The organism is Pandoraea iniqua, assembly GCF_902459685.1.
Taxonomy (GTDB): domain Bacteria; phylum Pseudomonadota; class Gammaproteobacteria; order Burkholderiales; family Burkholderiaceae; genus Pandoraea; species Pandoraea iniqua.
In genome coordinates this window covers 380,884-405,449 of record NZ_CABPSF010000002.1, presented here as the reverse complement: position 1 = coordinate 405,449, position 24,566 = coordinate 380,884, and the positions used below count along the sequence as shown (strand labels likewise).

Sequence of the window (24,566 nt, the reverse complement as noted above, 5' to 3'; positions counted from 1 at the left end):
TGCAGCTTAGCCCTGACGCGGCTGTGTGCGGCGGCGGGCGAGAAAACGGTCCAGTTCGCCGGCAAACGTCTTGCTGTCACGCGCGCTGAACGGCGCCGGGCCACCCGTTTCGATACCGGCATTGCGCAGTTGATCCATCATGTCGCGCGCCGACAGGCGCTCTTTGATGTTGTCGCGGGTGAACCAGCTTCCCCGGGGATCGAGCGCATTCCCGCCTTTATCGATGACTGCGTCGGCGAGTGGAATATCGGCCGTAATCACCAGATCGCCCGGTTCCACCATCTCGACGATGCGCGCATCCGCCACATCGAAGCCCGAAGGCACCTGAACCGATTTGATGAATGGCGACGGCGGCGTGCGCAGAAACTGGTTCGCGACGAGCGTGACCAGCAGTTCCTCTCGGCGCGCGGCGCGAAACAGGATTTCCTTGATGGGCGCGGGACAGGCGTCCGCGTCGACTAGCACTTGCATGAGGGGCTTTTCGGGAGAGGCGAGCCGCCATGATAAGGCAATGGCGGCTCGCCTCTCCCCTTCGACCACCAGCTTACCGGGTCAGCATCAGTTCCAGATTCTGAATCGCCGCGCCCGACGCCCCTTTGCCGAGATTGTCGAGCACCGCGGCCAGCAACACCTGACCGTGCTCCTGATTGGCAAAAACACTCAACTGCATGACGTTAGTACCGTTCAGCGCTTCCGGATCCAGTTGCTTCACGACACCGGGGGCCTCCATCGGCATGACGCGCACGTATTCCTGCCCAGCGTAGTGATCGACCAGACGTTTGTGCAGCGTTGCGCCGTCCACGCCGCGTTTCAGGAGGCGCGTCTCAAGCGGTATCGTCAGCACGATGCCCTGACGATACGAGCCGTACGACGGCACGAACAGCGGGCGATACGCAAGCCCTGCCCGCTGCTGAATTTCCGGCGCGTGCTTGTGCGCCAGTTCCAGACCGTAGACGCGGTATTGCGAGCGGGGGGACGCGTTCGGTCCTTCGTTTTCCTCCACACCCGCGCGGCCACGCCCCGAGTACCCCGACACGGCGTGCACGCTGATCGGATAGCCGTCAGGGATCAAACCGCCCTCCATCAGGGGGCGCAGCAGGCCGATAGCCCCCGTCGGGTAGCAACCCGGGTTGGACACACGGCTCGCTTGCACGACGCGCGCCGCCTGACCTTCCGTCATTTCGGGAAAACCGTAGACCCAGTCGGGATGCGTGCGATGCGCTGAGCTCGCGTCGATCACACGCACACGCGGATTGACGATCGACTCGGCCGCCTCGCGCGCCGCAGCGTCCGGCAGACAAAGAATCGCGATATCGCAGCTGTTGATGGCTTCGGCACGGTGTTTCGGATCCTTGCGATGCGCGTCAGGCAACGTGATCAGCTGGATGTCCTTGCGATCGCGCAGTTGCCCGTGGATCTGCAATCCAGTGGTGCCCTGATCACCGTCGATAAAGATAAGCGGAGAAGACATGGTCGGAATCCCTCGTCAGTCGGTCGTGGATATTACTCGGTCCCTTATGATCCCGCCACGAGTAGAATAAGAAAAGTTGAATTCCGTGAATCTGAAATTCCATTTTTCTGAATCAATGAGGGGCGTGGCATGAGAGAGATCAGTCTGGATCGCCTGAAGACGTTGGTCGCTGTCGCGGACAGCGGCTCGTTTGCCGACGCGGCGCAGGCGTTGCATCTCTCGCCGCCGACCGTCAGCCTGCACGTTGCGGATCTTGAGGCGCGGGTTGGCGCGCTGCTGCTGACACGCAAGCGCGGCGAGGTGCGGCCGACGTCAGTGGGAGAGGTATTGGTCGAGCGGGCGCGACGTCTGCTGGCCGATGCCGAACAGACGCTGGAGGACATCGAGCGTCATGCACAGGGGTTGGCAGGCCGGGTCAGGATCGGGGCCTCTACCGGCGCGATCGCGCACTTGTTGCCTCAGGCACTTGAAGCGGTTCGGCTGGATCACCCTGACATCGACGTTCAGGTGGCCATTCTGACGTCGCAGGAGACCCTTGACCGGCTCCGGCGGGGGGCATTGGATGTGGGCTTGGTGGCGTTGCCGCAGACGCCGGTGGCAGGTGTTGTCATCAAGCCGTGGCGGCGCGACCCGGTCATGGCGTTTCTGCCAGCGCACTGGGACGGTCCCAAACAGGTGACGCCGGAATGGCTGGCCTCGCAGCCACTGATTCTGAACGACAGCACGACACGCCTCTCGCGGCTGACCACGGAGTGGTTCGCCGCCGCCGGGCATCACCCCACCCCGCGAATTGAGATCAATTACAACGACGCGATCAAGAGCCTCGTGGCGGCCGGTTACGGCGCCGCACTGTTACCGCAGGAAGGACAAAACGCCGTGCTGGACGAGCGAATCGCCATGCGCGCGCTGCGCCCGGCTCTGTGGAGACAACTCGGCATTGCCCACCGCACCGGCTATAGCGAACAGGCGACGCAATACGTGCTCGATGCGTTGTGGGCGTTGCAGGAGGGGCGCAAGAGCGGTCAACCCCGGCGTTCGCCGACGGGATTGAGCACAAAGTCATAGTGAAGCGCATAGCTGCCGTCGTCGCGCCGCACCCACGGCGCAATTAACGACTGCCGCACGCCGAATACGGCATCCGAGTCGAGCCACTCGTCGTCCGAGCGAAAGACGTGCGTGACCAGCGTCTCGTACCCCGGGGCTTCGATACGGAAGTGAAGATGCGCCGGGCGCCATGGGTGGCGTCGCGTTGCGGCCAGTAGATCGCCCACCGGGCCATCCGTCGGAATCGGATACGCCTCGGCCAAGACGCTATGAAAGTGGTAGCGCCCTTCGCTGTCGGCATGCAGCACACCCCGCCCTTCCGGGTGATCCAGTTCGCTGCGCTGCACGTCGTACTTGCCTTCCGAATCGGCTTGCCAGACGTCGATTTTCGCGCCCGCAATGGGCAGCCCTGCCAGATCGCGGATGGTGCCGCTCACTTCGCATGGCTCGCCGGCAGCACCGTTCGCCACGTCGGCGCCATTCTCGTAGTGCGGTGCGCCTTCGACATAGAACGGTCCGAAGACGGTCGCCTCGGTGCACTGCGGCGGCTTCGCATTGTTCATCGCCACGGTGAGCATCGACAGGCCCAGCACGTCGCTCAGCAGAATGAACTCCTGTCGCTTGTCGTCGCACTTCTGGCCGGTCGCCGTCAGAAAGGCGATGCCTTTGGCCCACTCGTCCTCGGTCAACTCGACCTCTCGCGCGAAGTCGTGGAGGTGGCGAACCAAACTGGTGACAACTTGCTTGAGCCGGGGGTCGGGCGTGTCGGCAAGCCGGCCGATCACCTCTTCGGTAATCGTGTGCTGGTCGAGATTGCGCATCTGATGTCCTCGATGACGTGAGTGCGCGCACTACCTCACGCGCCGTAATGCGGACATTATTGCGCAACGGGTCACCGGGTGCAGCCTTGCACCGCACGCCGCGACGTCTTTCCGAAGCTTTCCGGAAAGTCATCAAGCGCAACGAAGCAAAGCTCACGTCACCGGGAGGGCAAAAGGGACATTTCTCCCTCATAGCCCCCCCTACCCCCCCACGGGGTTTTACCGCACCAAGAAGCCCGCGCCGACCGGATCCTTGCGATCGATGACCCAACGCGCGGTGCCCAGCACACTGGCCGTGCCCTTGACCGTCGGGCGCACGGCACGCGTACCGTTTAGATCGACTTCACCCAGCAGGCAGCCTTCGAACGTGCCGCTGCCAAGCAACCCTTCGGTCAGAATCGGCTGGTTCATCTTCAGTTTCCCGCGCGCTTCGAACATCGCCATCATCGCGCTGGTGCCCGTACCGCCCGGCGAACGGTCGAGCTGACCGGCGCTGAACACGTGCACGTTCTTGTAGAACGCGCCTTCGATCGTCGGCGAATGCCAGAACGTCACGTAGTTGAGGTTGTTGACGTGCGCCTGCGTCGGGTGCTGAATGCGCATCTTCGCGTTGATCTGGTCGCGCACGAGCAAGCCCAGACGCGACAGTTCGCTGCCGTTCTCCGGCGAAATCCGCAGGTTGCACGGGGTCAGATCGACGATGCCGAAATAGTTACCGCCCCACACGATGTCGGCTTTCAGATCTCCGTACCCCGGCAGATGCACCGGCACGTCCTGCGCCGCAACATAAGCGGGCACATTTTCGAAGCGCGTCCACAGCACTTCGTCGCCTTCCGTGGCCACTTCGGCGACTACCAGCCCTGCCGTGGTCTCGAAGCGAATGCGGGTGATGCCGTTCGGGCCACGCGGCACGAAGCCGTGCGCCACCATCGCCATCGCCACGGCAATCGTGCCGTGACCGCACATGTGCGAGTACTCGGTGCCGTCGATGTAGATCAGACCGGCATCGAACTCCTGACTCGACGGCGGCGTGAGGAACACCCCGAACATGTCGCGGTGACCGCGCGGCTCACGCATGAGCGCCATGCGCAGCCAGTCGTAGTTCGCTTCGAGGAAGGCGCGCTTCTCCAGAATGCTGGAACCGGCCGGGTACGGAATGCCGCTGTGGATGATGCAAAGCGGCTCACCTTCGGTGTGGGTGTAGATAACGTCGAACGCGTCTTGCTTGCGCATGGCGATTGCTCCAGAAAAATCGGTTGAGAGTGGGAGTTACGAATTAACGCCGGTCAGACAGCATGTCGAGACCGATGGTGAGATCCAGAATCACGATCGCCACAACGGCTACCAGAATCGTCGCGCCGGACACCGCGGCGATCGTCGGGTCGATCGTGTACTGCACGTAGTTGAACAACTTGACCGGAATCGTGTTGAGGTCCGCCGTCGTGTTGAAGATCGACAACTCGACGTTGATCCATGACGAGATGAACGCGAAGATCGATCCCGTGACGATCCCCGGCCGGATGCGCGGCAGGATCACGAGAAAGAACGTCGTCCACGGGTTCGCCCCCAGATCGCTCGACGCTTCCTCCAGCGCCCGTTGCTCCGGCGTCATCATCGAGAGCACCGAGCGCAGCACGAACGGCGCGACGATGATCGTGTGACCGATCAGCAAGGACAGGAAGCTGCGTGTGAGCCCGAAGTACCCGCCAAACTGCAACAGCGCCGCGCCGAGCACGATGTGCGGCAACGTCAGCGGCGCCATCAGTACGGCTGTGAGCGCCGCCTTGCCGCGAAACTCGTAGCGCGCCAGCACCAGCGACGCCGGCATCGTCAGCAAGAGCGACGCCGCCGTGGCCGCCAGCGCCAGCATCGTGCTCGTCGAGAACGCGGCCAGATAGCTCTGGTCGTGCAGCATCTGCTGATACCAGCGCAACGTGATTCCCTGCGGCGGGAACGCCAGAAACTCGGTGGTTGTCAGCGAACTGCCCAGAATCACGACCAGCGGCAGCATCAGGTACGCGAGCACGGCCCACGCCACCAGACGGATAGAAACGCGCGCGATCATCGGACACCTCCGCGTACCGTGCCCACACGGCCGGCCAACACCACCATCACCAGCGTGAACACCAGCAGCACAATGCTGAGCGCGCCGCCGTAATGAACGTCGAACGTCGTGCTGTATTGCTGGAAGATCAGCATCGACAGCACGGTAATGCGACCACCCGAGAGCAACGCAGGCGTCACGTACGCCGACACCGCCAGCGTGAAGACCATGATGGCCCCCGCCACGATGCCGGGCATCGTCAGCGGCAGCGTCACGTGAAAGAACGTTTCCCACGGCTTGGCGCCAAGGTCCGCCGACGCCTGTTCGAGCGACACATCCACCCGGGCCAGCGAATTACCCACGGCGAGCACGACGAACGGCAGCAGCACGTAGACCATGCCGATGAGAATGCCCGTCTCGGTACCGAGAAAGCGAATCGGACGCTCGATCTGCCCCGCCATCAACAACGTCTCGTTGACCAGCCCGTTGCGCCCCAGCAGCACCATCCAGCCGAACGAGCGCACGATATTGCTCGTGAGCATCGGCACCACCAGCAGAATCACGCAGGCACGGCGCCACGCCTGCCAGCGGACGATGCGCACGAGATACCACGCGAGCGGGTAGCCGAGCAGCACGCTAAACACGGTCGTCAGGCACGCAATGCGGAAGGTGACGAGCGTGACCTCCCAGTGATAACTGTCGGCGAGCACACGGGCATAGTTCGCGAAGGTCAGCGCCGAGAGACCCGCGCCGTGACTGTCGGTGAAGCTCGCCACCAGCACCACGGCCAGCGGCGCGAGGAAGAACGCCGCAAAGAACAGCAACGGCACACCGATCATCCAGACCGGCGCCAGTCGCAGCGAGCGCGCGGTCTCGCTGTGCACTGGCAGCCTCAGGGCCGGGGTCGGGTTCATGCGGCGTCCCCGATCAAATGCACATCGGCCGGATCGAAACCAAAATGCACCGGTGCCCCGGCACGCAGCGTCGCGGCGATACCACTTGTCGTGCGCGCCACGAGGCGGTGCGCGCCCACGTCGGCATAAAGCACCGCGTGGCTGCCGATGTCGACGATGTCGGCCAGCACGCCACGCAGACGGCAGGTCGCGGCATCCGGCGATGCGTTGGCCGCATCCGCCACCACGTGCAGATGCTCCGGGCGAAGCACGGCGACACCGCGCCCCGGCACCGTCGCCGGCACGGGCCATTGCGCCGGGGTTGCCATGTCGAGATGCAGCGCGCCATCGCGCACGTCGAACGCAATCATGTTCGCGTCGCCGATGAATTCGGTGACGAAGCGGGTTGCCGGGCGGCGGTAGATATCGATGCCGGTGCCCACCTGCTCGATGCGCCCCGCATTCATGACGACGATGCGGTCCGCCATCGTCATCGCTTCTTCCTGATCGTGAGTCACGAAGACGAAGGCGATGCCGAGCTTCTCCTGCAAATGTTTCAACTCCAGTTGCATGCGCTTGCGCAACTTCATGTCGAGCGCGGAAAGCGGCTCGTCGAGCAGCAGCAATTTCGGTCGATTGACGATGGCGCGCGCCAACGCAACGCGCTGCTGCTGCCCGCCCGACAACTCGCGGGGGTAGCGCTCACCGAAGTTCTCGAGACCGACCATCGCCAGTGCTTCCCGCGAGCGTTTGGCCGCCTCGTCGCGGGAGACGCCCTGACGGCGCGGCCCGAAGGCGACGTTCTCCAGCACCCGCATGTGCGGGAACAGTGCGTACTGCTGGAACACGGTATTGAGCGGGCGACGGTACGGGGGCAACTGCGTGACGTCTTCACCGTCGATGGCGATCCGGCCGCTGTCGGGCGTCTGAAAACCGGCGATCGCGCGCAGGAGCGTAGTCTTGCCGCAGCCGCTCGGTCCGAGCAACGCGATGAACTCGCCTTGCCGCACGTCGAGGCTGATGCGGTCGAGCGCCTGATACCCGCCAAAGCGCTTGGAGACCGCGTCCAGAGATAGCAATGCTGTCATGACACTACCCTTCCTCACCGCTTCGCGGACACCTGACGGTTCCACGCGGACGTGATCTCTGCGCGGCGCGCGTTGATCATGCTCCAGTCGAACAGCTTCAGATCGTCGACCGACCCGTTAGCGCCCCACGGCAGCTTGCGGGCCACATCGGGCGACACCTTCACACCGGCGACCGCCGGGCCGAGATACAGCTTGCTCGCCAGACACGACGCGGCATCGGGCGTCAGCGCCGTGTTGATGAACTTCTCGGCAGCGGCTTTGTTGCGCGAGCCCTTCACGAGATGCAGACGGGCATCGGTCGCCCACACGCCCTCTTTGGGCACGACGAAGGCAATCGGCACGCCCTTGTCGATCAGGTCCCATGCGCCAACGTTGAAATGCGCGCCGATGATCGCTTCGCCGCTCTGGAACGCATTGGTGGCGGCGCCCGAGCTATCGTAGAAAAGCGAGGCGTCGAGCGACGCGAGCTTGCTGTAGACCGGGCCGAGATTCGACGGATCGACGCCCAGCACGTGCGCCAGAAAGATCACGAACGGCACGCCCGCCGAGTTCGACGGCGACGGCACGGTGACCGCGCCCGCGTATTCGGGCTTCCAGAGGTCTTTCCAGCTCGTCGGCGGCGTCTTCACCGATTTGGTGTTGTACGTCAGGCCGAGCGAGTAGTAGCCGGAGCTCACCGCATACGTCGTGTTGCCGTTGCGATAAACGCCCTTGGTGCTGACGTTCTTCAGATTGGGAATGGCTGCGGCGTCGAGGTTATCGACGACACCGGCACCGAAGGCCAGCTCGCTGATGCCGCCGTCGAGCCATGCGACGTCGATGGTTGGTGAATTCTTTTGCTGTTGCAGCTTGGCGAGCGTTGTGGTGGACGTGCCGATCTCGGGCGTGACGGCAATGCCGGTGGCCTTGGTGAACGGCTCGGCAACGCAGGATTTGAAGGCGTCTCCCCAGTTACCGCCGTACATGGCGACGGTAATGCGCGATGAATCACGCGAGCCCTGTGCGTACGCCCCGAAGGAAACCAAAGACGCGGTCGTCGCGATTGCCATAGCAGCCAAGGCAATAGCGGACTTCCGTAAGGTGTTGCGGTTGCAGAATTTCATGTCGTCCCTCGAGGAAGGTGTGGCCAGTCATTCCAACGCTTGCAAGCATTACGTCCATCTCGTGAATTCAGTGCTAAGTGCTGAATCACTGTGATGCATGGTAGCGAGCAAGGGTTGTCGCCAACTTGCAAGCGTCGGTCAAAAACTTGTATAAACGCGACATCCGAAACGCTATCAATACGGCAAAAACGCCCGACAGGAGACCGCGAAAAAAAATGAAGTCCACGACGCGTGCCCCGAACTGGCTGGTGCCCGATGTCTCGCCGCGTGGTGATGATGTCGGCGGTGCCGTGGATACTGCGCACGTAGCGACGCCGCCCTGCGCGCAAGCCAAGCTGTCGATCGGGCTCGTTTTGCTTCACCAGTTCACGCTGGCCGCATTCGCGGGGCTCATCGACGTGCTGCGGCTGGCCGCCGATCACGGCGGGCGCAGCCGTCAGATCGACGTGCACTGGCGCGTCATGAGCATGGACGGGCTGCCGCGTCAGTCGAGCGCGGGCGTCGCAATCAACGTCGAAAGCGCGTTGCCGGACGATCCGTCGTGCTTCGATTACATCGCCATGTGCGGTGGCAACGATTACCCGAATACCTACTTGCCGCCGCCATTGCGCGACTGGTTGCAGCGGGCGAGCGCGCAACACGTGCGCATGCTCGGCATCTGCACGGGAACGTTCACACTGGCGCAGGCGGGGCTGGTCGGTTCACGCACGGTGTGCGTGCACTGGAATGTGCTGGACGCGTTTCGCACGCGCTTTGGTCAAACGAAGGCCGTCGTCGATCACCTGTTTGTCGACGAGGGCGACCTGATTACGTGCGCCGGCTCGACGGCCGCCATCGATCTGGGGCTGTATCTCGTGGCCCGCCATTGCGGTCAGGCCAAGGCACAACAGGTGGTGCGCCACATGATGCTGCAAGGCATCCGGCCGGCGAAGCTGCCGCAGGCGCACTTCTACGCCGATCTCTCGCATATTGCCGATGTCCGGGTGCGACAGGCCGCGCACTTCATCGAGCAACGCATCGATAATCCGCCGACGCTCGACGCCATCGCCCGCTATGTGAACGTGGGGCGGCGACAGCTCGAGCGGGCGTTTCATGAGGCGCTCGGCGTCTCGCCCATGTCGTTCCTTCGCAGCATGCGGCTCGACTACGGGCGATGGCAATTGCGCCACGACACCCGCAGCATCACCGACATTGCGCTGGAGTGCGGCTTCTCCGACGGGGCGCACTTCTCGCGCGACTTCCGGGCTCGATACGGCGTATCGCCGCGCGAGTTTCGCCAGCACGACGCTACGGCAGAGGGCTGAAGCGAGGGCGAAAACGATAATGCCCCACGGCGGATATTCCGCACGTGGGGCATTGTGATTGGCCGCGCCTTCGCACGGCCTGAACAGCTTCCTTATGCGCCTAATCAGGCAAATCAAGCATTACGCAGCGCCGGACGCGAGCCCTTACCAAGCAGCACATTGGCGACCACCGCAACGACGATGTTCACCACCAGCGCAATGATCCCGGTGTAGAGCGAGTACTTGTCGGCACCCAGCGTGAAGGTGTGCACCGGCTTGATCCCGTCTGCGAACGCAAGCCAACTGCCGCACACGATGCCGAACGCCCATCCGCACAGCAGCGCGCGTGCGCCAAACCAGCCCACGAACAGACCGAACACCAACGCCGGGAACGTCTGCAAGATCCAGACGCCGCCCAACAGTTGCAGATCGAGCGCGAACTGCGTGGGCAGGAACAGGATGAACACCAGCGCGCCCAGCTTCACGACCAGCGACACGATCTTGGCGACCTTCGCCTCCCCTTCATTCGTGATGTTCGGGTTGACGTAGGGCTTCCAGAAGTTGCGCGTGAAGAGGTTGGAGGCACCGATGGACATCACGGCAGCCGGCACCAAGGCACCGATGGCGATCGCGGCGAACGCGAAGCCCGCGAACCAGCTCGGGAACAGGCCGTTGAACAACGCCGGCACGACGTCGTTGTTGGTCTGCACCTTCACACCGGCGGCGTAGGCCATGAAACCGAGCAACGCGATCAGGCCGAGCAGCACGGTGTAGGCCGGCAGGAACACCGCATTCTTGCGAATCGTGTTTGCGTCCTTGGCGGCGAAAATGCCCGTCAGCGTGTGCGGATACATAAACGCGGCCATCGCCGAGCCGAGCGCCAGTGTGGCAAACGGCAGGAACTGCGCCGGTTTGAGCGTCAGACCCGTGGCCCCGCCCTTCTTGGCAAACACGTCACGCGCCGTATCGAACACTACTCCGTAGCCACCCAGCTTGGCCGGTACGACCACCACGGCGACGAGGACGACGATGTAGATCATCAGGTCCTTAACGAACGCGATGAGCGCCGGTGCCCGCAGACCCGCCGAGTAGGTGTACAGCGCCAGAATGACGAATGCGGCCAGCAGCGGTAGCTCACCCGTCAGCCCCAGCGCCTTGATCACGACTTCCATACCGATCAGTTGCAGGGCGATGTACGGCATCGTCGCCACCACACCCGTCAGCGCAATGGCAAGCTCCAGCGGACGCGACTGATAGCGGCCGTAGACGACATCCGCCGCCGTGACATGGCCGGCTTTGTGCGCGGCGTGCCACAGCTTCGGCATGATCAGGAAGACGATCGGGTAGACAAGAATCGTGTAGGGCAGCGCGAAGAACCCGTAAGCGCCGACGGCGTACACCAGTGCCGGAACGGCGATCACGGTATAGGCGGTGTAGAAATCGCCGCCGACGAGGAACCACGTGATCCACGCGCCGAAATTACGACCGCCGAGACCCCATTCGTCCAGATGCGCGCCCTTGTTCGACGGGCCCGCCATCCAGCGCGACGCCCAGAAACCCATGACGGTCACGAGGACAAAGAAAAACACGAAGACCGCTAGCGCGGTCCAATTGATACCGGCGCTCATTTACTCTTCCCCTTTCTTCAGACCATCGCGAAATACGATCCAGATCAGCAGCGATGTCACCGGCACCCAAGCAAACTGGTACCAGTAGAAGAACGGAAATCCCCACAGCGACGGCAGCTCACTGTTGTAGAACGGCACCCACAACAAACCGATAAACGGCAGCAATAGCAATAACCGCATTTCAGCAAGTCTCCTCTTGTTTTAATTCGGCTCAAGCGCATATCAACTACGCGTAAATACACTCTAGCCGAACGATGTAGGATTTGCTGAACACCCCCGAAAGCCCACCAGCAGCGGGTTTCGGGGATTTGAAGCGATGTTGTGCGTGTTAAAACTGAATACCGAATTTCAATCGTTTTACTTTGGTTTTATTCATCGAAATCGGCAATGGCGTTATTTCGCCGACTTCAATCGTTGCTTTTCGTCTGGTAATAGCCTTGTGCCAGCGCGACCCAATAGCGAACGCCATCGTTGAGGATGTCGTCGTTGAAATCGTAAGCCGGATGATGCAGACCGACGCCGGTCTCGCCGCGTGGCGCATTGCCGATGAGCACGTACGCCCCCGGTTTCGCTTCCAGCATGAAACCGAAATCTTCCGACGTCATGTTGGGCGGCACGTCCGCGTGGGTCGCCGCATCGCCGAACGTCTCGCGAATCACCTGCTCGCACAACGCCGTCTCGGGCTTCGTGTTCACCGTCGCCGGGTAGTACTGGAAGAACTCGGTCTCGATCGCTGCGCCGTAGGCCGCTGCCAGACCGTCGCCGATACGGCGGATGTCGTCCTGCAACTGATTGAGCACAGCCGACGACAGCGTCCGGATCGTGCCGCGCAACTCCACCGTGTCGGGAATCACGTTGTCGGTGTCGCCCGCGTGCATCATGCACACCGAGACGACCGCAGGCGCGACCGGATCTTTGTGGCGTGCCGTGAGCGTCTGGCACTGAAGCACCATCGAGCAGGCCAGCGGGATCGGGTCGAGTCCGAGATGCGGCTGCGCAGCGTGGGCGCCCTTGCCGCGAATGGTGATCCGAAAGCGCACGCCCGCGGCCATGATCGGGCCGGTGCGCAGGCCGAACTCGCCCGCCGGCAGCGTCGGCCAGTTGTGCATGCCGAAGACGGCCTGCGTGGGGAACCGCGCGAACAGTCCGTCGTCAATCATCTTCTTGGCCCCCGCACCGCCCTCCTCTCCCGGCTGGAAGACAAAGTGCACCGAGCCCGGCAATTGCGGCATTTCACGCAGTACCCGGGCCGCGCCGAGCAGCATCGTGGTGTGGCCATCGTGTCCGCAGGCGTGCATCACGCCGTGATGGCACGACGCGTGGGCAAACGTGTTGGCTTCCTGAATCGGCAGCGCGTCCATGTCGGCGCGCAACACGATGCCGCGCGCGGGGTCTTTGCCCGGCAGACTGGCGACGACACCCGTGCCTGCCATCCCCCGGTCCACCGTGTAGCCGAGTGACGTCAGGTAGTCGGCAACGACATCGGCCGTTCGACGTTCTTCAAAGCGCAGTTCAGGATGCGCGTGCAAGTCACGGCGCAAGGTGCGCAGCGCGTCGCCGCCTTGGGCGAGCAAGGCGTCCAGATCGCTTGAGGGCATCATGTCTGAGATTCCTTCTGGGTGGGTTCGGGAGCGATGTTGGCGAGGGCACGCAGCATGCCGACGCAGGCGTCGGCGACTTCACGCCCCTTGTGACGAAGGTGCTCGTCGAAGAAGCCATAGTGCTCGTCGTGCGAGTGAAAGTGATGCGGCGTGAGCGACATCGAGAAAACGGGCACATCCGTGTCGAGTTGCACGCGCATCAGGCCGTCCACGACCGCCTGCGCCACGAACTCGTGACGGTAGATGCCGCCGTTGACAACCAGTGCCGCGCCGACGATGGCGTCGTACTGGCCGCTTTGCGCGAGGCGTCTGGCGAACAAGGGGATCTCGAAAGCGCCCGGCACGTCGAAGTGGCGGATGCCTTCGGCGGGCACACCCAGCTCTGCCATGCGCGCCTGAAACGCGTCGCGCGCGCCGTCGAGCAGATCGGCGTGCCAGCCCGCCTGCACGAAGGCGATGCGGGGAATATCTAGGGAATTCGTCATAGCTTGTCTGTCACGCAAGACGCCCGTACCCGGTATGACCCGATGGCACAGGCGTCTCGCTCACTTCATTAATGCGTCGTCATTGCATGTCAGGACGCATCGGCCGACAACCGGGCAGCGCCTGCCGTGCGGCGCGTGAGCAACGTCACGACCACCAGCGTGATCACGTTGAACACCAGCGCGACGATGCCGACGTTGAGGTCCTTGAGCGCGTCCGGGAAGAACGGGAACAGCGCAGCCACCGACTTCTTGGTGATCGACACCCAAGCTACCGTCGCGACACCGACGATGATGCTGGCGAACGCCGCCGGACGCGTCACGAGATGCTTGCCGATCAGGCTGGCCAGCAACACCGGGAACAACTGCGTCACCAACGCATAGGCCATCAGCAGCAACGCCACGATGGTCTGCCCGCCGTTCAGCGTGAACAGCACCGCCAGCGCCATCACGACCGGTGCGAGCCATTTCGCCAAACGAGCCACATCCGCATCGGTAGCTTTCGGACGCAGCGGGCGATACACGTTGTTCGCGAGCAGCGTCGCGGAAGTCATCAGAATCATCGACCCCGGCACGAGTGCCGTCAGAATCCCCGCCGCACCGATCACGCCGACGAACCACGGATCGAACGTCTTGAGCGACACCTTGAACAGCGCCAGATCGATATCGCCACCCGTCAGGCCCGGCACGGCAAGCACCGCCGAGAAGCCCACGAACAGGATGAACAGCAGCATCAACTGGTAGATCGGCAGCACGAAGGCGTTACGGCGCAGCACTTCCTCGCGCTTGGCCGTGTACGTCGCCATGAACATGTGCGGCCACATGTAGAAGCCCAGCGTCGACAGAATCACCGTCGAGACCATCCACACAGGGCTCTCGCCCACATCGCGCAGTGCCAGGAAGCCGGGTTTCGCCTTTTCGATGGCCGCGAACATGTCGCCCACCCCACCGTAGTAGTGGTACGGCAGATAAAGGCCGAGGAACACGGCGACGAACATGACGAGTGCGTCCTTGACCACCGACGTCCATGCCGAGCCGTGCACGCCGGACAGTGCGACATACACCGCCACCACGACGGCGCCGATCAGCACGCCCTGATTCGAGGAAATGGCCGAGTACGACGACACGCTGACGATAATGCCCAGCCCCTTGAGTTGCAGCACGAGGTACGGCACGAGCGCCGCAAAGCCGACGATGGCGACCAGCACGCCCAGCACCGGGCTGTCGTACTTCGACGCGAAGAAGTCCGGCTGCGAAATCAGCCGGCGCTCCTTGGCATAGCGCCAGATCGGCGGCAGCAGGAAGTACGACAGGATGAACGGCAGGCTGCCGTAGCCCAGCAGGTAGTACGCGCCTGCGCCGTGTCCGTAGGCATAGCCGCTGCCGCCGAGGAAGACGAACGTCGTATAGATTTCGCCCGCCATCAGCAGAAACACGATGGCCGCGCCAAAGCCGCGTCCGCCGACGGTCCACTGCTCCAGACTCATGTCCTTGCCGCGACGCGCCCGGATGCCGAGGAACAGCGCCAGCGCGACCGCCAGAAAAATAAAGATCAATGCGCTATTCATGCTCAGGCTCCTTCGCTACCGTGATCGGACGACGCGAGTCGCGCCTGATCGGCATAGAAAATGATGGCCATCACAATCGACGTGAGCACGAGCGCCCCTGCCAGCCATGCCAGCAGAAACGGCATGCCGAGTACGTACGGCGTGACGCGATTGACGAAAAATGGACCTACCAGAACCGCCAATACAGGTAGGAGTGCTAATAGATATATGGACCGCATGCACATCTCCAGGTTGTTCCCGTTTGCTTGTCGTGCCGAACGGCGCATCACAAAAGTGACCGTCGCCGTGCGGCGCTTCACGAATGCGGCGAAGCGTGTCCCGTACGATTCCCCGCGTCGGAGCCGTCGTCGGGTTACGCCGGTTCCATCAGGTGAGAGATGCTCTTGACGTGCGTGTAGCACTCAAGCCCCTCGGTGCCGCCCTCTCTGCCGTAGCCGCTGTCTTTCACGCCGCCGAACGGGGTTTCGGAGACGGCCGACACCAGATGATTGATCGCGAGGTTGCCGACTTCGAGCTCGTCGCCCAGCCGGTAAGCGTTGGCCGCCGAGCGCGTGAAGGCGTAGCCCGCGAGGCCGTACGGCACTTCGTTGGCGCGTGCGATGGCGTCGTCCAGACTGTCGACCGGCACGATGAGCGAGAGCGGGCCGAACGGCTCTTCGAGCATGGCGCGCGCATCGGCCGGCACATCTGCGAGTGCGGTGAACGGGAATACGTAGCCCGGTCCGTCGTTGCGCTCGCCGCCGCAGACCACACGGGCGCCACGGGCGACGGCGTCGTCGACCAGTGAGTGAAGTGCGTCCAGACGACGTTGATTCACCACCGGACCAATATCGCTCGACGACTCCAGCGCGTGGCCCGCACGAATGGCGCCGCCGTGACGCGCGAAGGCATTCACGAAGGCGTCGTAGACGTTGCGATGCACGAAGAAGCGCGTGGGGGCCACGCAGACCTGCCCCGCGTTGTTGAGCTTGCCTTTGACACAGGCGAGCGCGGCCGCTTCGGGATCGGCGTCGTCGCACACGATGACCGGTGCATGGCCGCCCAATTCCAGAATGGCCGGCTTCATGGCCTTGGCCGCGAGACCTGCGAGATGCTTGCCGACCGGCGTCGAACCGGTGAACGTGATGCCGCGCACGACCGGGCTGGCGATCAGGTGCGACGAGATCATCGCCGGATCACCGAAAACAAGGTTGAACACACCATCCGGCAAGCCAGCATCCTGAAACGCCTGCGCCATCAGCACGGCACCCGCCGGGGTTTCCTCTGCCGCCTTGAGAATGATCGAACAACCAGCGGCGAGCGCACCACCGACCTTGCGGGCGGGCGAACTCATCGGGAAGTTCCACGGCGTGAAAGCTGCGATCACGCCGACGGGTTCGCGCACCACCGTGTGACGCATGCCCGGCTCGGCGGGAATCACGCGGCCGTAAAGGCGCTTGCCTTCGTTGGCGTCCCACGTCATCAGATCGCAGCCGCGCAGCACTTCCGCCCGTGCCTGTGCCAGCGTCTTGCCCTGCTCCAGCGAGATCGCGAAGGCGATGCTTTCGACGCGCTCCTTGAGCAACGCGATGGCGCGCAACATGATCTCGGTGCGCTGCGCGGGCGACGTACGCCGCCAGACGCGGAACCCCTTGTCGGCGGCCGACAGCGCGGCGTTGAGGTCGGCGAGCGTCGCCGTCGGCACCATGCCGATCGTCGTGCCCTCTGAAGGGTTCGTCACGGGCTGGCCGGGCGCGCTGCGCCACTGACCGCCGATCAGCATCTTGATGTCAGGGTAGGAATACATTTCAACGTCTCGAAAACAGGAAGGAGAGAACGAAAGAAGACGAATGCGCTATCGCTTGCCGCCCGCCATGCGGCGCGATGCCGGGTGCTGACGCAACCGCCACATCGCGAGGCAACCGAGCACCGGTCCGATCGCCAGCATGCCCATGCCACCGGCCCAGCCGAGATGGGCCACGACGACAGGCACCAACCGGATGCTGGCGAGCGTGAGCAGGAACCCGGCGCATGTCTGCGCGGTGAGCAACGTGCCGACCGAAGTCGGGTCTGCCAGCTCGGCCACGGCCGCCGAGAACTGCGCCGAATCCGCGATCACCGAGAAACCCCACACGAACGCCACGCCCACGACGATCGCCAGCGGCGCGCCCGGCAGCCAGCCGATGACCGCCGCGCACGTCGCGCTAATCGCCATCGCGCCAATCGTGACGAGCGTTCGGCCGATGCGATCGGCGAGCAGCCCCCCGGCCCACGCGCCAACCGCACCGAACGCAATCACCGCGAAGGTCAGCACTTCCGCCTTCTCGTGAAAATCGGCAACACCATGCAAATGCAGCGTGTATTGCAGAAACAGCCCCAGCCACGCCCACATCGCGTACAGCTCCCACATGTGGCCGAGATACCCCAGATTCGCAAGCCGCACGGCCGGATCGCGCCACGCTTGCGTCACCTTCGAAAAATCGACGCGCGACGCCCGCTTGATGTTGGGACCGATAGTGGCGAAAACGATCGCCACGCCCGAGGTCACCGCCAGCATCGCCGCGACCAGATAGACCCAACGCCAGTCGAGGTCCTGCCAGCCGCCGATCAGATGCGGGCTCGCCGACCCCAGCGTGAGCGCCGCCACTAGCAAACCGATCAGCAAGCCAAGGTCGGCCTTCGCCCACGTGGCCACCAGCCGAATACCGACCGGATACACGCCTGCCATGCATACGCCGGTGAGCAGGCGCAGTGTGATCACCAGCGGGCCGGTCGGCGGCAGCACCGCCAGCGCACCGGTCGTGATTGCCGCCATCAAGGCCGACGCTGCGAAGATCTTGCGCAGGTCGTACCGGTCCGGCAGCGCCAGCGTCGCCGACACGACTGTGCCGATGACAAAGCCGAGTTGCACCGCGCCCGTGAGCATGGCCTCGTCGCCCGACGCAATCGCCTGCGTTCGCTTGATGAGCGCGACGGCGGTCGTCGACGAAAACCAGACGCCCATCGCTGCCACCTGCGCCAGCAGCACGATCGCCAGCGACGCGAGTCTGCCGCGTGGTGCGCGGTGGTGGCGGGCGGTGCTCATTGATTCCATGACGCGTCCGCCCTCACGCGCTCGCCGACTGCGCGACCATGCCGACACGGTGGAAACCACGTGCGAAATAGATCAGCCCGTCGAGCGCGCTGGTGGAACGCGCCGCTTTGACTTCGCAGAAGAAGACCGTATGCGTGCCCACTTCCGTCACCGATGCCACCTCGCAGTCGAGCACGCTGACGGCGCCGCGCAACGCGGGCGCGCCCGTCTCCATCGTGTCCCAGTCGCCGCTGGCAAAGCGGGTCTCGATGGAGAGGTCTTTGCTCGCGAACTGCATAGCGATATCGCGTTGATCGGCCGACAGCACGTTCACGCACAGGCGGGCGTTCTCGCGCATGACGGCGTTGTTACGGCTCGCCCGGTTGATGCACACGAGCAGCGTGGGCGGATCGTCGGTGACGGCGCACACGGCCGACGCGGTGCAGCCGGCGAGACCGCCGGGGCCGTCGGTAGTGATGACGTTGACGGCAGCGCCCAGCCCGGCCATCGCTTCGCGGAAGATCGATTTATCCACCGTGCTCTTGTCCATGTCGTTTTCCTCGTTAAAAACGTGACGGTTGCGATTCACGGCGGGCTTACTTTGCGCCCGTGTTGTTGCCCGAGCGGTATTGCGCGGCGCTGTGCGACTGAGGCAGACGGTCGTGGCCGAAGAGCTTCTTGCGATAGGTGCCTTCGCCATACGAGGTCTTGTACGCGCCACGCTCTTGCAACAGCGGCACCACCAGATCGATCACGTCTTCGAAGCATTCCGGCACGACGGTACGCGACAGGTTGAAGCCGTCGATGCCGGTAGCTTCGCTCCACGACATCATCTGGTCGGCAATGCTCTGTGCGGAGCCGACCCACGGCGTCTGGCGGCTGCCCAGCACCATCTGTTCGAGCAGCTTGCGGCGCGTCCACTGCGGACCGGCCGCACGCGTCATCGCGGTCACGTTCGACACGATGGCCTGACTCTTGCCGGTGTCGATCGGCTCGTCGATGTCGTACTTGGCGAAGTCGATGCCGAGCGACGCCGCCGCGTGCGCGAGCGCCCCTTCGGAGCTCACGTAACGACGATACTCTTCGAACTTCTCTTTTGCCTCGGCATCGGTACGGCCCACGATGGGCGTGGCACCCATGAAAACCTTGACGTCGCCGCCATTGCGGCCGTGGGCGACGGCTTGTGCGCGGATCGTGTCGACGATCTCTTTCACGCCGTCCATCTTCTGACCGTTCACGAAGACGCACTCGGCGTGCGTGGCAGCGAACTGGCAGCCGCGCGGGGACGAGCCGGCCTGATAGAGCACCGGCGTGCGTTGCGGCGACGGTGCGCTCAGATGCATGGCGTCGACCTTGTATTGCTTGCCGTGGTGATGAATGACCCGCACCTTCGACGGATCGGCGTACACGCCGCCCGCACGGTCGGCCAGCACGGCGTCGTCGTCCCAACTGCCTTCCCAGAGCTTGTAGACGAGCGACATGTATTCGTCGGCAAGGTCGTAGCGGTCGTCGTGCGCAATCTGGCCTTCGATGCCGATGGCGCGCGCGGCGCTGTCGAGATAGCCCGTGACGATGTTCCAGCCGATGCGCCCGCCCGTCAGGTGATCCAGCGTGGACATGCGGCGCGCGAACAGGAACGGCTGCTCATACGTGAGGTTGGCCGTGACGCCGAAGCCGAGGTGTTGCGTGGCAGCAGCCATGGCCGGGATGAGCATCAGCGGGTCGTTGACCGGCACTTGCACGGCATTGCGCAGTGCAGCGTCGGCGTTGCCGCCATAGACGTCGTACACGCCGACCACATCCGCGAAGAACATGCCGTCGAACAGCCCCTTCTCCAGCTTCTTCGCGTAGTCGACCCAGTACTGAAGCTCGCCGTAGCGCGTGGATTGATCGCGGGGATGCGTCCAGAGACCTTGCTGAATATGACCCACGCAGTTCATCTCGAAAGCGTTCAGCCGAATTTCACGGGGCATGTTGACTCCTTGTCTGCAACAAATTTGAAAGCGGAATCGACGGCTGTCGAATCGTCGTTGCCGTTTACTATAGTAGACGTTTGACTACGATCAAAAAAGTTTCAGATGGGGGTTAACACGGAGTTCGGGTGGGAGACGTCGTCGTATTTCGGTGGGTCGGTGCGAGAGTCGACTTGTATAATTTCGCAACTCGACACCTTTGGAATCACAGCATGACGCCCCCGATGGCCGATCCGACGCCGGCGATTTCACATCGCATCCGAATCGAACGCGAGTCTCGCGGCTGGTCGCTGGGCGACCTCGCCGAGCGCTCCGGCGTATCGAAAGCGATGATCAGCAAGATCGAGCGAGGCGCGGCCTCGCCGACCGCCACGTTGCTGGGGCGCCTGTCAGGCGCGTTCGGCCTGCAACTGTCCATGCTGCTCTCGCTCGCAGAACAGTCGGGAGAACGGTTGAGCCGCGCCGACGAGCAACTCGTCTGGCAAGACCCCGAGACGGGCTACCTGCGCCGCGCGGTGTCGCCGCGCAATGGCGGCATGCTGGAATTGCTGGAGGTCACCCTGCCGCCGGGTGTGAATGTGTCGTATCCGTCGTCGGCGTTCACGTTCCAGCATCAGCAGATCTGGGTGCAGCAAGGCACGTTGATGTTCGACGAGGGTGAGCTGACTTATGAACTAAAGGCGGGCGACTGCCTTCAGTTGGGACCGCCCGCGCCTTGCACGTTCCGCAATCCGGGCAAGCAGCCCTGTGTCTATGTCGTGGCGTTGGTACGGCGATAGATTGAGCGGCCCGCTTTTGTAGCCCATTGCAGAAGGAGTTTTCATGCGCACCATCGGCCTTATCGGCGGTATGAGCTGGCAGTCCAGCGCCGAGTACTACCGCATCATCAACGAAGCCGTGCAGACCCGGCTCGGACCGTTGCGCTCCGCTGAGATGCTGATGTTCAGCGTCGATTTCGGTCCGATCGAGCGCGCCCAGCACGAGGGACGTTGGGACGATGCCGGGGTGTTGCTGCAACAAGCGGCGCAGCGCCTCGAAGCGGGCGGTGCCGAGTGCGTGGTGCTTTGCACGAACACGATGCACAAGCTCGCGAGCTTTATCGAGGAGGCGGTTTCCATCCCGCTGCTGCATGTCGCGGACCCTGTCGGCGACGCTGCCAAAGCGCGCGGCATCACCTGCGTCGGACTGCTGGGGACGGCGTTCACGATGGAACAGGACTTCATCAAGTCGCGGTTGCGTGACAAGTTCGGTCTCGACGTGCTCGTCCCGGATGCTGCGGATCGCGAAGTGGTTCATCGCGTGATCTACGACGAGTTGTGTGTCGGCATCGTCAAGGACGCGTCGCGTGCCGCGTATCAGGAGGTCATGGCACGACTGGCATCACGCGGCGCGCAAGCCATCGTCCTCGGTTGCACCGAAATCTCGCTGCTGGTGAAGCCCGAGGACAACGCATTGCTGCTGCTCGATACGACCGCGTTGCACGCCAACGCTGCGGTGGAGTTTGCGCTGGCAACGCGCTGATCCGGCAATGCCATGCAAAGACCGTTCACGCACGGCTGCGCTGCGCACGCAGCCACAGAAACTGCGCGACGGCTCCGATCACGAAGACTCCCAGCCACACCGTGAGCGCGCCACGCACCAGCGGCGATTGCGGACCGCTTGCGAGCGGATGACCGGCTGGCAGCCGCGTCAGTGTCTCGTTGATGCCCGGCACCATCAGCAGGAAGAAGCTGAACGCGAAGGCGAATTGCGACAGGTAGTGCCGCGAGCGTCCCAGAAAATCGATGCGCGGGATGACCAGCCCGCCCAGTGTCGCGAGCAAGGCCAAGATACCCAGCGCATGGCCCGCGTTGAAACCGCCCGTACTGGACAACCCGAACGACGTCAGCACCGAGATCAACATCCCGGCCAGATAAAGCTTGCCCGATCGGCTGGTGCTTTCGATCTGCCGATACCGGACGAAACTGATCAGCCCCGCAGCAAATGTCACGAGACTGACGGCGGTGTGAGCCGCGCCCAAAGTGGAAATGGGATGAGGCATGGCAATAGACTCCGTCTTAGAAATGATCATCAAGTAATCAACCAACTAGTTGGTTGGTTAAACGATCCAAAAATTGGGCGCCAAAGCGCCCTTCCTTCCGTATAAGCCCGAACGATGCTCAGTCCGTTGTGCGCAAGCGGTGGATCGCCGCCTGCGAAATGGCCTGAAACGAATCCGCACTGCCCAACGCGCGCGCGGTCAGCATGGCACCGTGCACCGTCGACATGAACGTTTGCGACTCCACGCGCGCGCTATCGCGCAACTTGAACTGCCCCTTCGCTACGCCAGCAGCAAGTACCGTCGCGATCCACGCGGCCAGATCGTCGAAGTAGCCGCGAACCTCGTCGGCAATCTCCTTGGGGATCATCGGCAACTCGGCGGCGAGCATGGCGCAAATGCACACGGGCATCGAGCCGTCACGGATGCATTGCGCCCAATAGTCGGTGTAAGCACTCAACCGTGCCGTCGGGTCCGGCACATGCTGGTCCAGCGCCGCCAACCCGGCTTCGGCTTGCTCCCGGTGACGCCTGACGACCGTCAGCACCAGTTCCGCCTTGCTCGGAAAATGGTGGTGGATGCTGGCCTTACCAATGTTCACGCGCTCGGACAAATCCGCATAACTGAACCCGTGATACCCCCCCGCCGCCAGCAATTGCTTGGTGTGATCTGCGATTTCAGTGGCGCGCGGTGACAGCTCTACAGTCATGGGTCCTTGGCTCGATTGACGTCAACGGGGCTCGGCATGCGGCGCCCGAGCCCGCCATTGACGCATGTGAAAACGGCGAATGACAGCCAATCTACTAGTTGGTTGGCAAATTGTCAAATCGATACTTGGAGTCCGTGTGACCCAAGATCGTGCGCCAATAGGTGGGCCGATGTCATCACATCTCGTCGACGGCTGTCGCCGCTGTCGGTTGCCCGTCGCTTTGCTCCAACGAGAAGCGATTGCGCGTGTCGACGTAGAAGCTTGCACCGAAGCGTCCGACCGGGAAGTAGTTCTGCAAGCGCACGCGCCAGTTTTCCGTATCGATCAACTCGTCACGGGCGTGCATGCGCTCGACGCGGCCGATGAAGATGTGACGGCTTGGTGTCTCCAGCGTCTCCCACAAGGTGCATTCGAACGCAACCGGCGCTTCGGCGATGCGAGGCGGGGCAACGAGACTGCTTGGCACCGGCGTGAGTCTGGCGTGTGCGAGTTCGCTTTCGGTCGGCGGCAGGCGGTCGCCGCAAGCGTGCATGCGGGCCGTCATCGCCTCGTCGGTCAGATGCACGACGTATTCCCGGTCACGCAGGATGTTCGAGGCGGTGTCCTTGAGCGAATCGTCGTCAAGCCGGTTGATCGAGAGCATCAGGATCGGCGGCTCTTCACCGAGCATGTTGAACATCGAGAACGGCGCCGCGTTGACCGTGCCGCCCTCGTTGATCGTCGTGACCAGCGCGATGGGGCGCGGCACGATCAGGCTGGCCATCAGCTTGTAGCGCTGATACGCGGTGATTTCACGGAAGTCGATTTCCATGCGTTGTCCTCAGGCGCGTTTGCGGGCGGTGCGTTGGGGGCTAGTGCGTTTGACTGGCGCGGGCGACGGGGCGTCGTCCTCGACGGCGGCGACCTCCGGCAAGCCGAGCAACGACGCCAGACTCTTCTGCCCGCGCATCCGAGTGGTCTCGATGCGACGCTCAAGCTCTTCGAGATGCGACTGCATGCGGTCGATGGCCCCTGCGGCGTCGCGTTGCTCGATGCACGCCACGATCGCGGCATGTTCGTCGTGTTCGCACGGGGCATAGCCCGGCGGCTCGTACAGCCCGACGATGAGCGAACAGCGCGAAATCAGTTCGGTGAGATAGCGCTGCAACACGGCGTTGCCCGCCAGCGCGGCGACACGCAGGTGAAAGTCGCTCGCCAGCCGCGCCCATGACGGCTGATCGAAACGGTGCATGGCTTCGTGTTCGGCGTCGAGTTGCCGACGCAGCATGGCGAGGTCGTCTTCGGTCACGCGCGATACGGCAAGCTCGACCAGCGAACGCTCCAGCGCCCGCCGCGCTTCGAAAATCTCACGCGTTTCCTCCGGCGTCGGCTCGGCAATCACGGCCCCTTTGTTCGGACGCAACGTGACGATGCCGTCGTGCGCCAGACGCTCCAGCACGCGGCGCACGACCGCACGGCCCACGTCGAACAGTTGGCAGAGTTCCGGCTCGGGGAGCTTGGTGCCGGGCGTGAGACGGTGCGCCAGCACGCCGTCGACGATGGTGCGGTAGATGTTCGTCTCGATGCGCGTCTCGGCACTCTGCTCGTCAGCATCGTTGGCGACGGGCGAGTGCAACGAGAGCAGACGGGCTTCGGTGTCCTGCACGGCTGTCGCGTTGGCGGCACCGCGGCGCGCGCGGGGGGACGTGGGTTTGGAAGTGGCTGGCATAAGCGACATGGGCGACAAGGGCGACAAGGGCAATAAGGTCGAGGTCTGGCAATCCGGGCA

Annotated in this window: 26 protein-coding genes; 4 read left to right on the top strand and 22 right to left on the bottom strand. The window is 63.4% G+C overall.

What is annotated here, in order from left to right; all coding sequences use genetic code 11:
- Positions 1–6: 6 nt before the first annotated feature.
- The gene (locus PIN31009_RS07565; protein WP_150789835.1) at positions 7–471 is read right to left on the bottom strand and encodes a YaiI/YqxD family protein; all 465 of its coding nucleotides are present in this window, start codon (positions 469–471) and stop codon (positions 7–9) included.
- A gap of 73 nt (positions 472–544) precedes the next feature.
- A complete protein-coding gene (gene argC, locus PIN31009_RS07560; protein WP_150789834.1) occupies positions 545–1,471 on the bottom strand; it encodes an N-acetyl-gamma-glutamyl-phosphate reductase in 927 nt (308 codons plus the stop codon).
- 129 nt (positions 1,472–1,600) lie between these two features.
- On the opposite strand from argC, the gene PIN31009_RS07555 reads away from it, so the two are divergent.
- Positions 1,601–2,536 (top strand): LysR family transcriptional regulator, encoded by a 936-nt coding sequence (locus PIN31009_RS07555; RefSeq protein WP_150789833.1) that lies wholly within the window; start codon positions 1,601–1,603, stop codon positions 2,534–2,536.
- Here the strand turns inward: PIN31009_RS07555 and PIN31009_RS07550 are convergent.
- From PIN31009_RS07550 to PIN31009_RS07525, 6 genes are all read right to left on the bottom strand, one after another.
- Complete coding sequence (locus PIN31009_RS07550) at positions 2,494–3,336, bottom strand: intradiol ring-cleavage dioxygenase (RefSeq protein ID WP_150789832.1); 843 nt, start codon at positions 3,334–3,336, stop codon at positions 2,494–2,496. The two genes, PIN31009_RS07555 and PIN31009_RS07550, sit on opposite strands and share 43 nt — an antisense overlap.
- Before the next feature lie 219 nt (positions 3,337–3,555).
- Positions 3,556–4,569, bottom strand: coding sequence for a proline racemase family protein (locus PIN31009_RS07545; RefSeq protein ID WP_058375361.1), 1,014 nt, complete (start codon positions 4,567–4,569; stop codon positions 3,556–3,558).
- A gap of 43 nt (positions 4,570–4,612) precedes the next feature.
- On the bottom strand, positions 4,613–5,401 hold the full coding sequence (locus PIN31009_RS07540; RefSeq protein ID WP_150789831.1) for an ABC transporter permease: 789 nt from the start codon (positions 5,399–5,401) through the stop codon (positions 4,613–4,615).
- Entirely contained in the window at positions 5,398–6,294 is an 897-nt protein-coding gene (locus tag PIN31009_RS07535) for an ABC transporter permease (protein WP_150789830.1), read from the bottom strand. Before PIN31009_RS07535 ends, PIN31009_RS07540 begins: the two co-directional genes overlap by 4 nt.
- Positions 6,291–7,361, bottom strand: coding sequence for an ABC transporter ATP-binding protein (locus PIN31009_RS07530; protein WP_150789829.1), 1,071 nt, complete (start codon positions 7,359–7,361; stop codon positions 6,291–6,293). Before PIN31009_RS07530 ends, PIN31009_RS07535 begins: the two co-directional genes overlap by 4 nt.
- Positions 7,362–7,375: 14 nt before the next feature.
- On the bottom strand, positions 7,376–8,410 hold the full coding sequence (locus PIN31009_RS07525; RefSeq protein WP_150789828.1) for an ABC transporter substrate-binding protein: 1,035 nt from the start codon (positions 8,408–8,410) through the stop codon (positions 7,376–7,378).
- A 269-nt stretch (positions 8,411–8,679) separates the two neighbouring features.
- Between PIN31009_RS07525 and PIN31009_RS07520 the strand changes: the two genes are divergently transcribed.
- Positions 8,680–9,768, top strand: a complete 1,089-nt coding sequence (locus PIN31009_RS07520) for a GlxA family transcriptional regulator (RefSeq protein ID WP_150789827.1) — start codon at positions 8,680–8,682, stop codon at positions 9,766–9,768.
- A gap of 113 nt (positions 9,769–9,881) precedes the next feature.
- Here PIN31009_RS07520 and mctP read toward each other — a convergent pair whose 3' ends face one another.
- The 10 genes from mctP to PIN31009_RS07470 form a co-directional block, all read right to left on the bottom strand.
- Positions 9,882–11,375, bottom strand: coding sequence for a monocarboxylate uptake permease MctP (mctP, locus tag PIN31009_RS07515; protein ID WP_150683678.1), 1,494 nt, complete (start codon positions 11,373–11,375; stop codon positions 9,882–9,884).
- Positions 11,376–11,555 (bottom strand): DUF3311 domain-containing protein, encoded by a 180-nt coding sequence (locus PIN31009_RS07510; protein ID WP_058375367.1) that lies wholly within the window; start codon positions 11,553–11,555, stop codon positions 11,376–11,378.
- Positions 11,556–11,782: 227 nt separating this feature from the next.
- Positions 11,783–12,973, bottom strand: a complete 1,191-nt coding sequence (locus PIN31009_RS07505) for a M20 aminoacylase family protein (RefSeq protein WP_150790252.1) — start codon at positions 12,971–12,973, stop codon at positions 11,783–11,785.
- Positions 12,973–13,461: a 6,7-dimethyl-8-ribityllumazine synthase gene (locus tag PIN31009_RS07500; RefSeq protein ID WP_150789826.1), complete on the bottom strand. Its 489-nt coding sequence runs from the start codon at positions 13,459–13,461 to the stop codon at positions 12,973–12,975. Before PIN31009_RS07500 ends, PIN31009_RS07505 begins: the two co-directional genes overlap by 1 nt.
- An 89-nt stretch (positions 13,462–13,550) precedes the next feature.
- Complete coding sequence (locus PIN31009_RS07495) at positions 13,551–15,026, bottom strand: sodium:solute symporter family protein (RefSeq protein WP_087724412.1); 1,476 nt, start codon at positions 15,024–15,026, stop codon at positions 13,551–13,553.
- Between the two features lie 2 nt (positions 15,027–15,028).
- Positions 15,029–15,244 (bottom strand): DUF3311 domain-containing protein, encoded by a 216-nt coding sequence (locus PIN31009_RS07490; protein ID WP_150789825.1) that lies wholly within the window; start codon positions 15,242–15,244, stop codon positions 15,029–15,031.
- A 134-nt stretch (positions 15,245–15,378) separates the two neighbouring features.
- On the bottom strand, positions 15,379–16,812 hold the full coding sequence (locus PIN31009_RS07485; RefSeq protein WP_150789824.1) for an NAD-dependent succinate-semialdehyde dehydrogenase: 1,434 nt from the start codon (positions 16,810–16,812) through the stop codon (positions 15,379–15,381).
- 48 nt (positions 16,813–16,860) lie between these two features.
- Positions 16,861–18,099 (bottom strand): MFS transporter, encoded by a 1,239-nt coding sequence (locus PIN31009_RS07480; RefSeq protein WP_150789823.1) that lies wholly within the window; start codon positions 18,097–18,099, stop codon positions 16,861–16,863.
- A 13-nt stretch (positions 18,100–18,112) separates the two neighbouring features.
- Complete coding sequence (locus PIN31009_RS07475) at positions 18,113–18,628, bottom strand: flavin reductase (RefSeq protein ID WP_058375374.1); 516 nt, start codon at positions 18,626–18,628, stop codon at positions 18,113–18,115.
- 46 nt (positions 18,629–18,674) lie between these two features.
- Positions 18,675–20,051: an LLM class flavin-dependent oxidoreductase gene (locus PIN31009_RS07470; RefSeq protein WP_150683673.1), complete on the bottom strand. Its 1,377-nt coding sequence runs from the start codon at positions 20,049–20,051 to the stop codon at positions 18,675–18,677.
- A 212-nt stretch (positions 20,052–20,263) separates the two neighbouring features.
- Here PIN31009_RS07470 and PIN31009_RS07465 point away from each other — a divergent pair, with 212 nt between their 5' ends.
- Positions 20,264–20,830 (top strand): helix-turn-helix domain-containing protein, encoded by a 567-nt coding sequence (locus PIN31009_RS07465; RefSeq protein WP_058375376.1) that lies wholly within the window; start codon positions 20,264–20,266, stop codon positions 20,828–20,830.
- Positions 20,831–20,873: 43 nt separating this feature from the next.
- A complete protein-coding gene (locus PIN31009_RS07460; RefSeq protein WP_150789822.1) occupies positions 20,874–21,572 on the top strand; it encodes an aspartate/glutamate racemase family protein in 699 nt (232 codons plus the stop codon).
- 25 nt (positions 21,573–21,597) lie between these two features.
- Here PIN31009_RS07460 and PIN31009_RS07455 read toward each other — a convergent pair whose 3' ends face one another.
- The 4 genes from PIN31009_RS07455 to PIN31009_RS07440 all read right to left on the bottom strand — a co-directional run bounded on the left by PIN31009_RS07455 (position 21,598) and on the right by PIN31009_RS07440 (position 24,515).
- Positions 21,598–22,092, bottom strand: a complete 495-nt coding sequence (locus PIN31009_RS07455) for a hypothetical protein (RefSeq protein ID WP_150683671.1) — start codon at positions 22,090–22,092, stop codon at positions 21,598–21,600.
- Between the two features lie 118 nt (positions 22,093–22,210).
- Complete coding sequence (locus PIN31009_RS07450) at positions 22,211–22,798, bottom strand: TetR/AcrR family transcriptional regulator (RefSeq protein ID WP_150789821.1); 588 nt, start codon at positions 22,796–22,798, stop codon at positions 22,211–22,213.
- A gap of 175 nt (positions 22,799–22,973) precedes the next feature.
- Complete coding sequence (locus PIN31009_RS07445; protein WP_150789820.1) at positions 22,974–23,609, bottom strand: flavin reductase family protein; 636 nt, start codon at positions 23,607–23,609, stop codon at positions 22,974–22,976.
- 9 nt (positions 23,610–23,618) lie between these two features.
- On the bottom strand, positions 23,619–24,515 hold the full coding sequence (locus tag PIN31009_RS07440) for a GntR family transcriptional regulator (protein ID WP_425495478.1): 897 nt from the start codon (positions 24,513–24,515) through the stop codon (positions 23,619–23,621).
- Positions 24,516–24,566: the final 51 nt, after the last annotated feature.

Excerpts from the sequence above, each read along its gene's own strand:
- argC (WP_150789834.1), bottom strand. The coding sequence starts at position 1,471 with ATGTCTTCTCCGCTTATCTTTATCGACGGTGATCAGGGCACCACTGGA.
- PIN31009_RS07540 (WP_150789831.1), bottom strand. The coding sequence starts at position 5,401 with ATGATCGCGCGCGTTTCTATCCGTCTGGTGGCGTGGGCCGTGCTCGCG.
- PIN31009_RS07485 (WP_150789824.1), bottom strand. The coding sequence starts at position 16,812 with ATGTATTCCTACCCTGACATCAAGATGCTGATCGGCGGTCAGTGGCGC.
- PIN31009_RS07505 (WP_150790252.1), bottom strand. The coding sequence starts at position 12,973 with ATGCCCTCAAGCGATCTGGACGCCTTGCTCGCCCAAGGCGGCGACGCG.
- mctP (WP_150683678.1), bottom strand. The coding sequence starts at position 11,375 with ATGAGCGCCGGTATCAATTGGACCGCGCTAGCGGTCTTCGTGTTTTTC.
- PIN31009_RS07565 (WP_150789835.1), bottom strand. The coding sequence starts at position 471 with ATGCAAGTGCTAGTCGACGCGGACGCCTGTCCCGCGCCCATCAAGGAA.
- PIN31009_RS07445 (WP_150789820.1), bottom strand. The coding sequence starts at position 23,609 with ATGGAAATCGACTTCCGTGAAATCACCGCGTATCAGCGCTACAAGCTG.
- PIN31009_RS07475 (WP_058375374.1), bottom strand. The coding sequence starts at position 18,628 with ATGGACAAGAGCACGGTGGATAAATCGATCTTCCGCGAAGCGATGGCC.
- PIN31009_RS07510 (WP_058375367.1), bottom strand. The coding sequence starts at position 11,555 with ATGCGGTTATTGCTATTGCTGCCGTTTATCGGTTTGTTGTGGGTGCCG.
- PIN31009_RS07535 (WP_150789830.1), bottom strand. The coding sequence starts at position 6,294 with ATGAACCCGACCCCGGCCCTGAGGCTGCCAGTGCACAGCGAGACCGCG.
- PIN31009_RS07440 (WP_425495478.1), bottom strand. The coding sequence starts at position 24,515 with ATGTCGCTTATGCCAGCCACTTCCAAACCCACGTCCCCCCGCGCGCGC.
- PIN31009_RS07520 (WP_150789827.1), top strand. The coding sequence starts at position 8,680 with ATGAAGTCCACGACGCGTGCCCCGAACTGGCTGGTGCCCGATGTCTCG.
- PIN31009_RS07480 (WP_150789823.1), bottom strand. The coding sequence starts at position 18,099 with ATGGAATCAATGAGCACCGCCCGCCACCACCGCGCACCACGCGGCAGA.
- PIN31009_RS07545 (WP_058375361.1), bottom strand. The coding sequence starts at position 4,569 with ATGCGCAAGCAAGACGCGTTCGACGTTATCTACACCCACACCGAAGGT.
- PIN31009_RS07555 (WP_150789833.1), top strand. The coding sequence starts at position 1,601 with ATGAGAGAGATCAGTCTGGATCGCCTGAAGACGTTGGTCGCTGTCGCG.
- PIN31009_RS07550 (WP_150789832.1), bottom strand. The coding sequence starts at position 3,336 with ATGCGCAATCTCGACCAGCACACGATTACCGAAGAGGTGATCGGCCGG.
- PIN31009_RS07465 (WP_058375376.1), top strand. The coding sequence starts at position 20,264 with ATGACGCCCCCGATGGCCGATCCGACGCCGGCGATTTCACATCGCATC.
- PIN31009_RS07450 (WP_150789821.1), bottom strand. The coding sequence starts at position 22,798 with ATGACTGTAGAGCTGTCACCGCGCGCCACTGAAATCGCAGATCACACC.
- PIN31009_RS07525 (WP_150789828.1), bottom strand. The coding sequence starts at position 8,410 with ATGGCAATCGCGACGACCGCGTCTTTGGTTTCCTTCGGGGCGTACGCA.
- PIN31009_RS07455 (WP_150683671.1), bottom strand. The coding sequence starts at position 22,092 with ATGCCTCATCCCATTTCCACTTTGGGCGCGGCTCACACCGCCGTCAGT.
- PIN31009_RS07500 (WP_150789826.1), bottom strand. The coding sequence starts at position 13,461 with ATGACGAATTCCCTAGATATTCCCCGCATCGCCTTCGTGCAGGCGGGC.
- PIN31009_RS07495 (WP_087724412.1), bottom strand. The coding sequence starts at position 15,026 with ATGAATAGCGCATTGATCTTTATTTTTCTGGCGGTCGCGCTGGCGCTG.
- PIN31009_RS07530 (WP_150789829.1), bottom strand. The coding sequence starts at position 7,361 with ATGACAGCATTGCTATCTCTGGACGCGGTCTCCAAGCGCTTTGGCGGG.
- PIN31009_RS07460 (WP_150789822.1), top strand. The coding sequence starts at position 20,874 with ATGCGCACCATCGGCCTTATCGGCGGTATGAGCTGGCAGTCCAGCGCC.
- PIN31009_RS07490 (WP_150789825.1), bottom strand. The coding sequence starts at position 15,244 with ATGCGGTCCATATATCTATTAGCACTCCTACCTGTATTGGCGGTTCTG.
- PIN31009_RS07470 (WP_150683673.1), bottom strand. The coding sequence starts at position 20,051 with ATGCCCCGTGAAATTCGGCTGAACGCTTTCGAGATGAACTGCGTGGGT.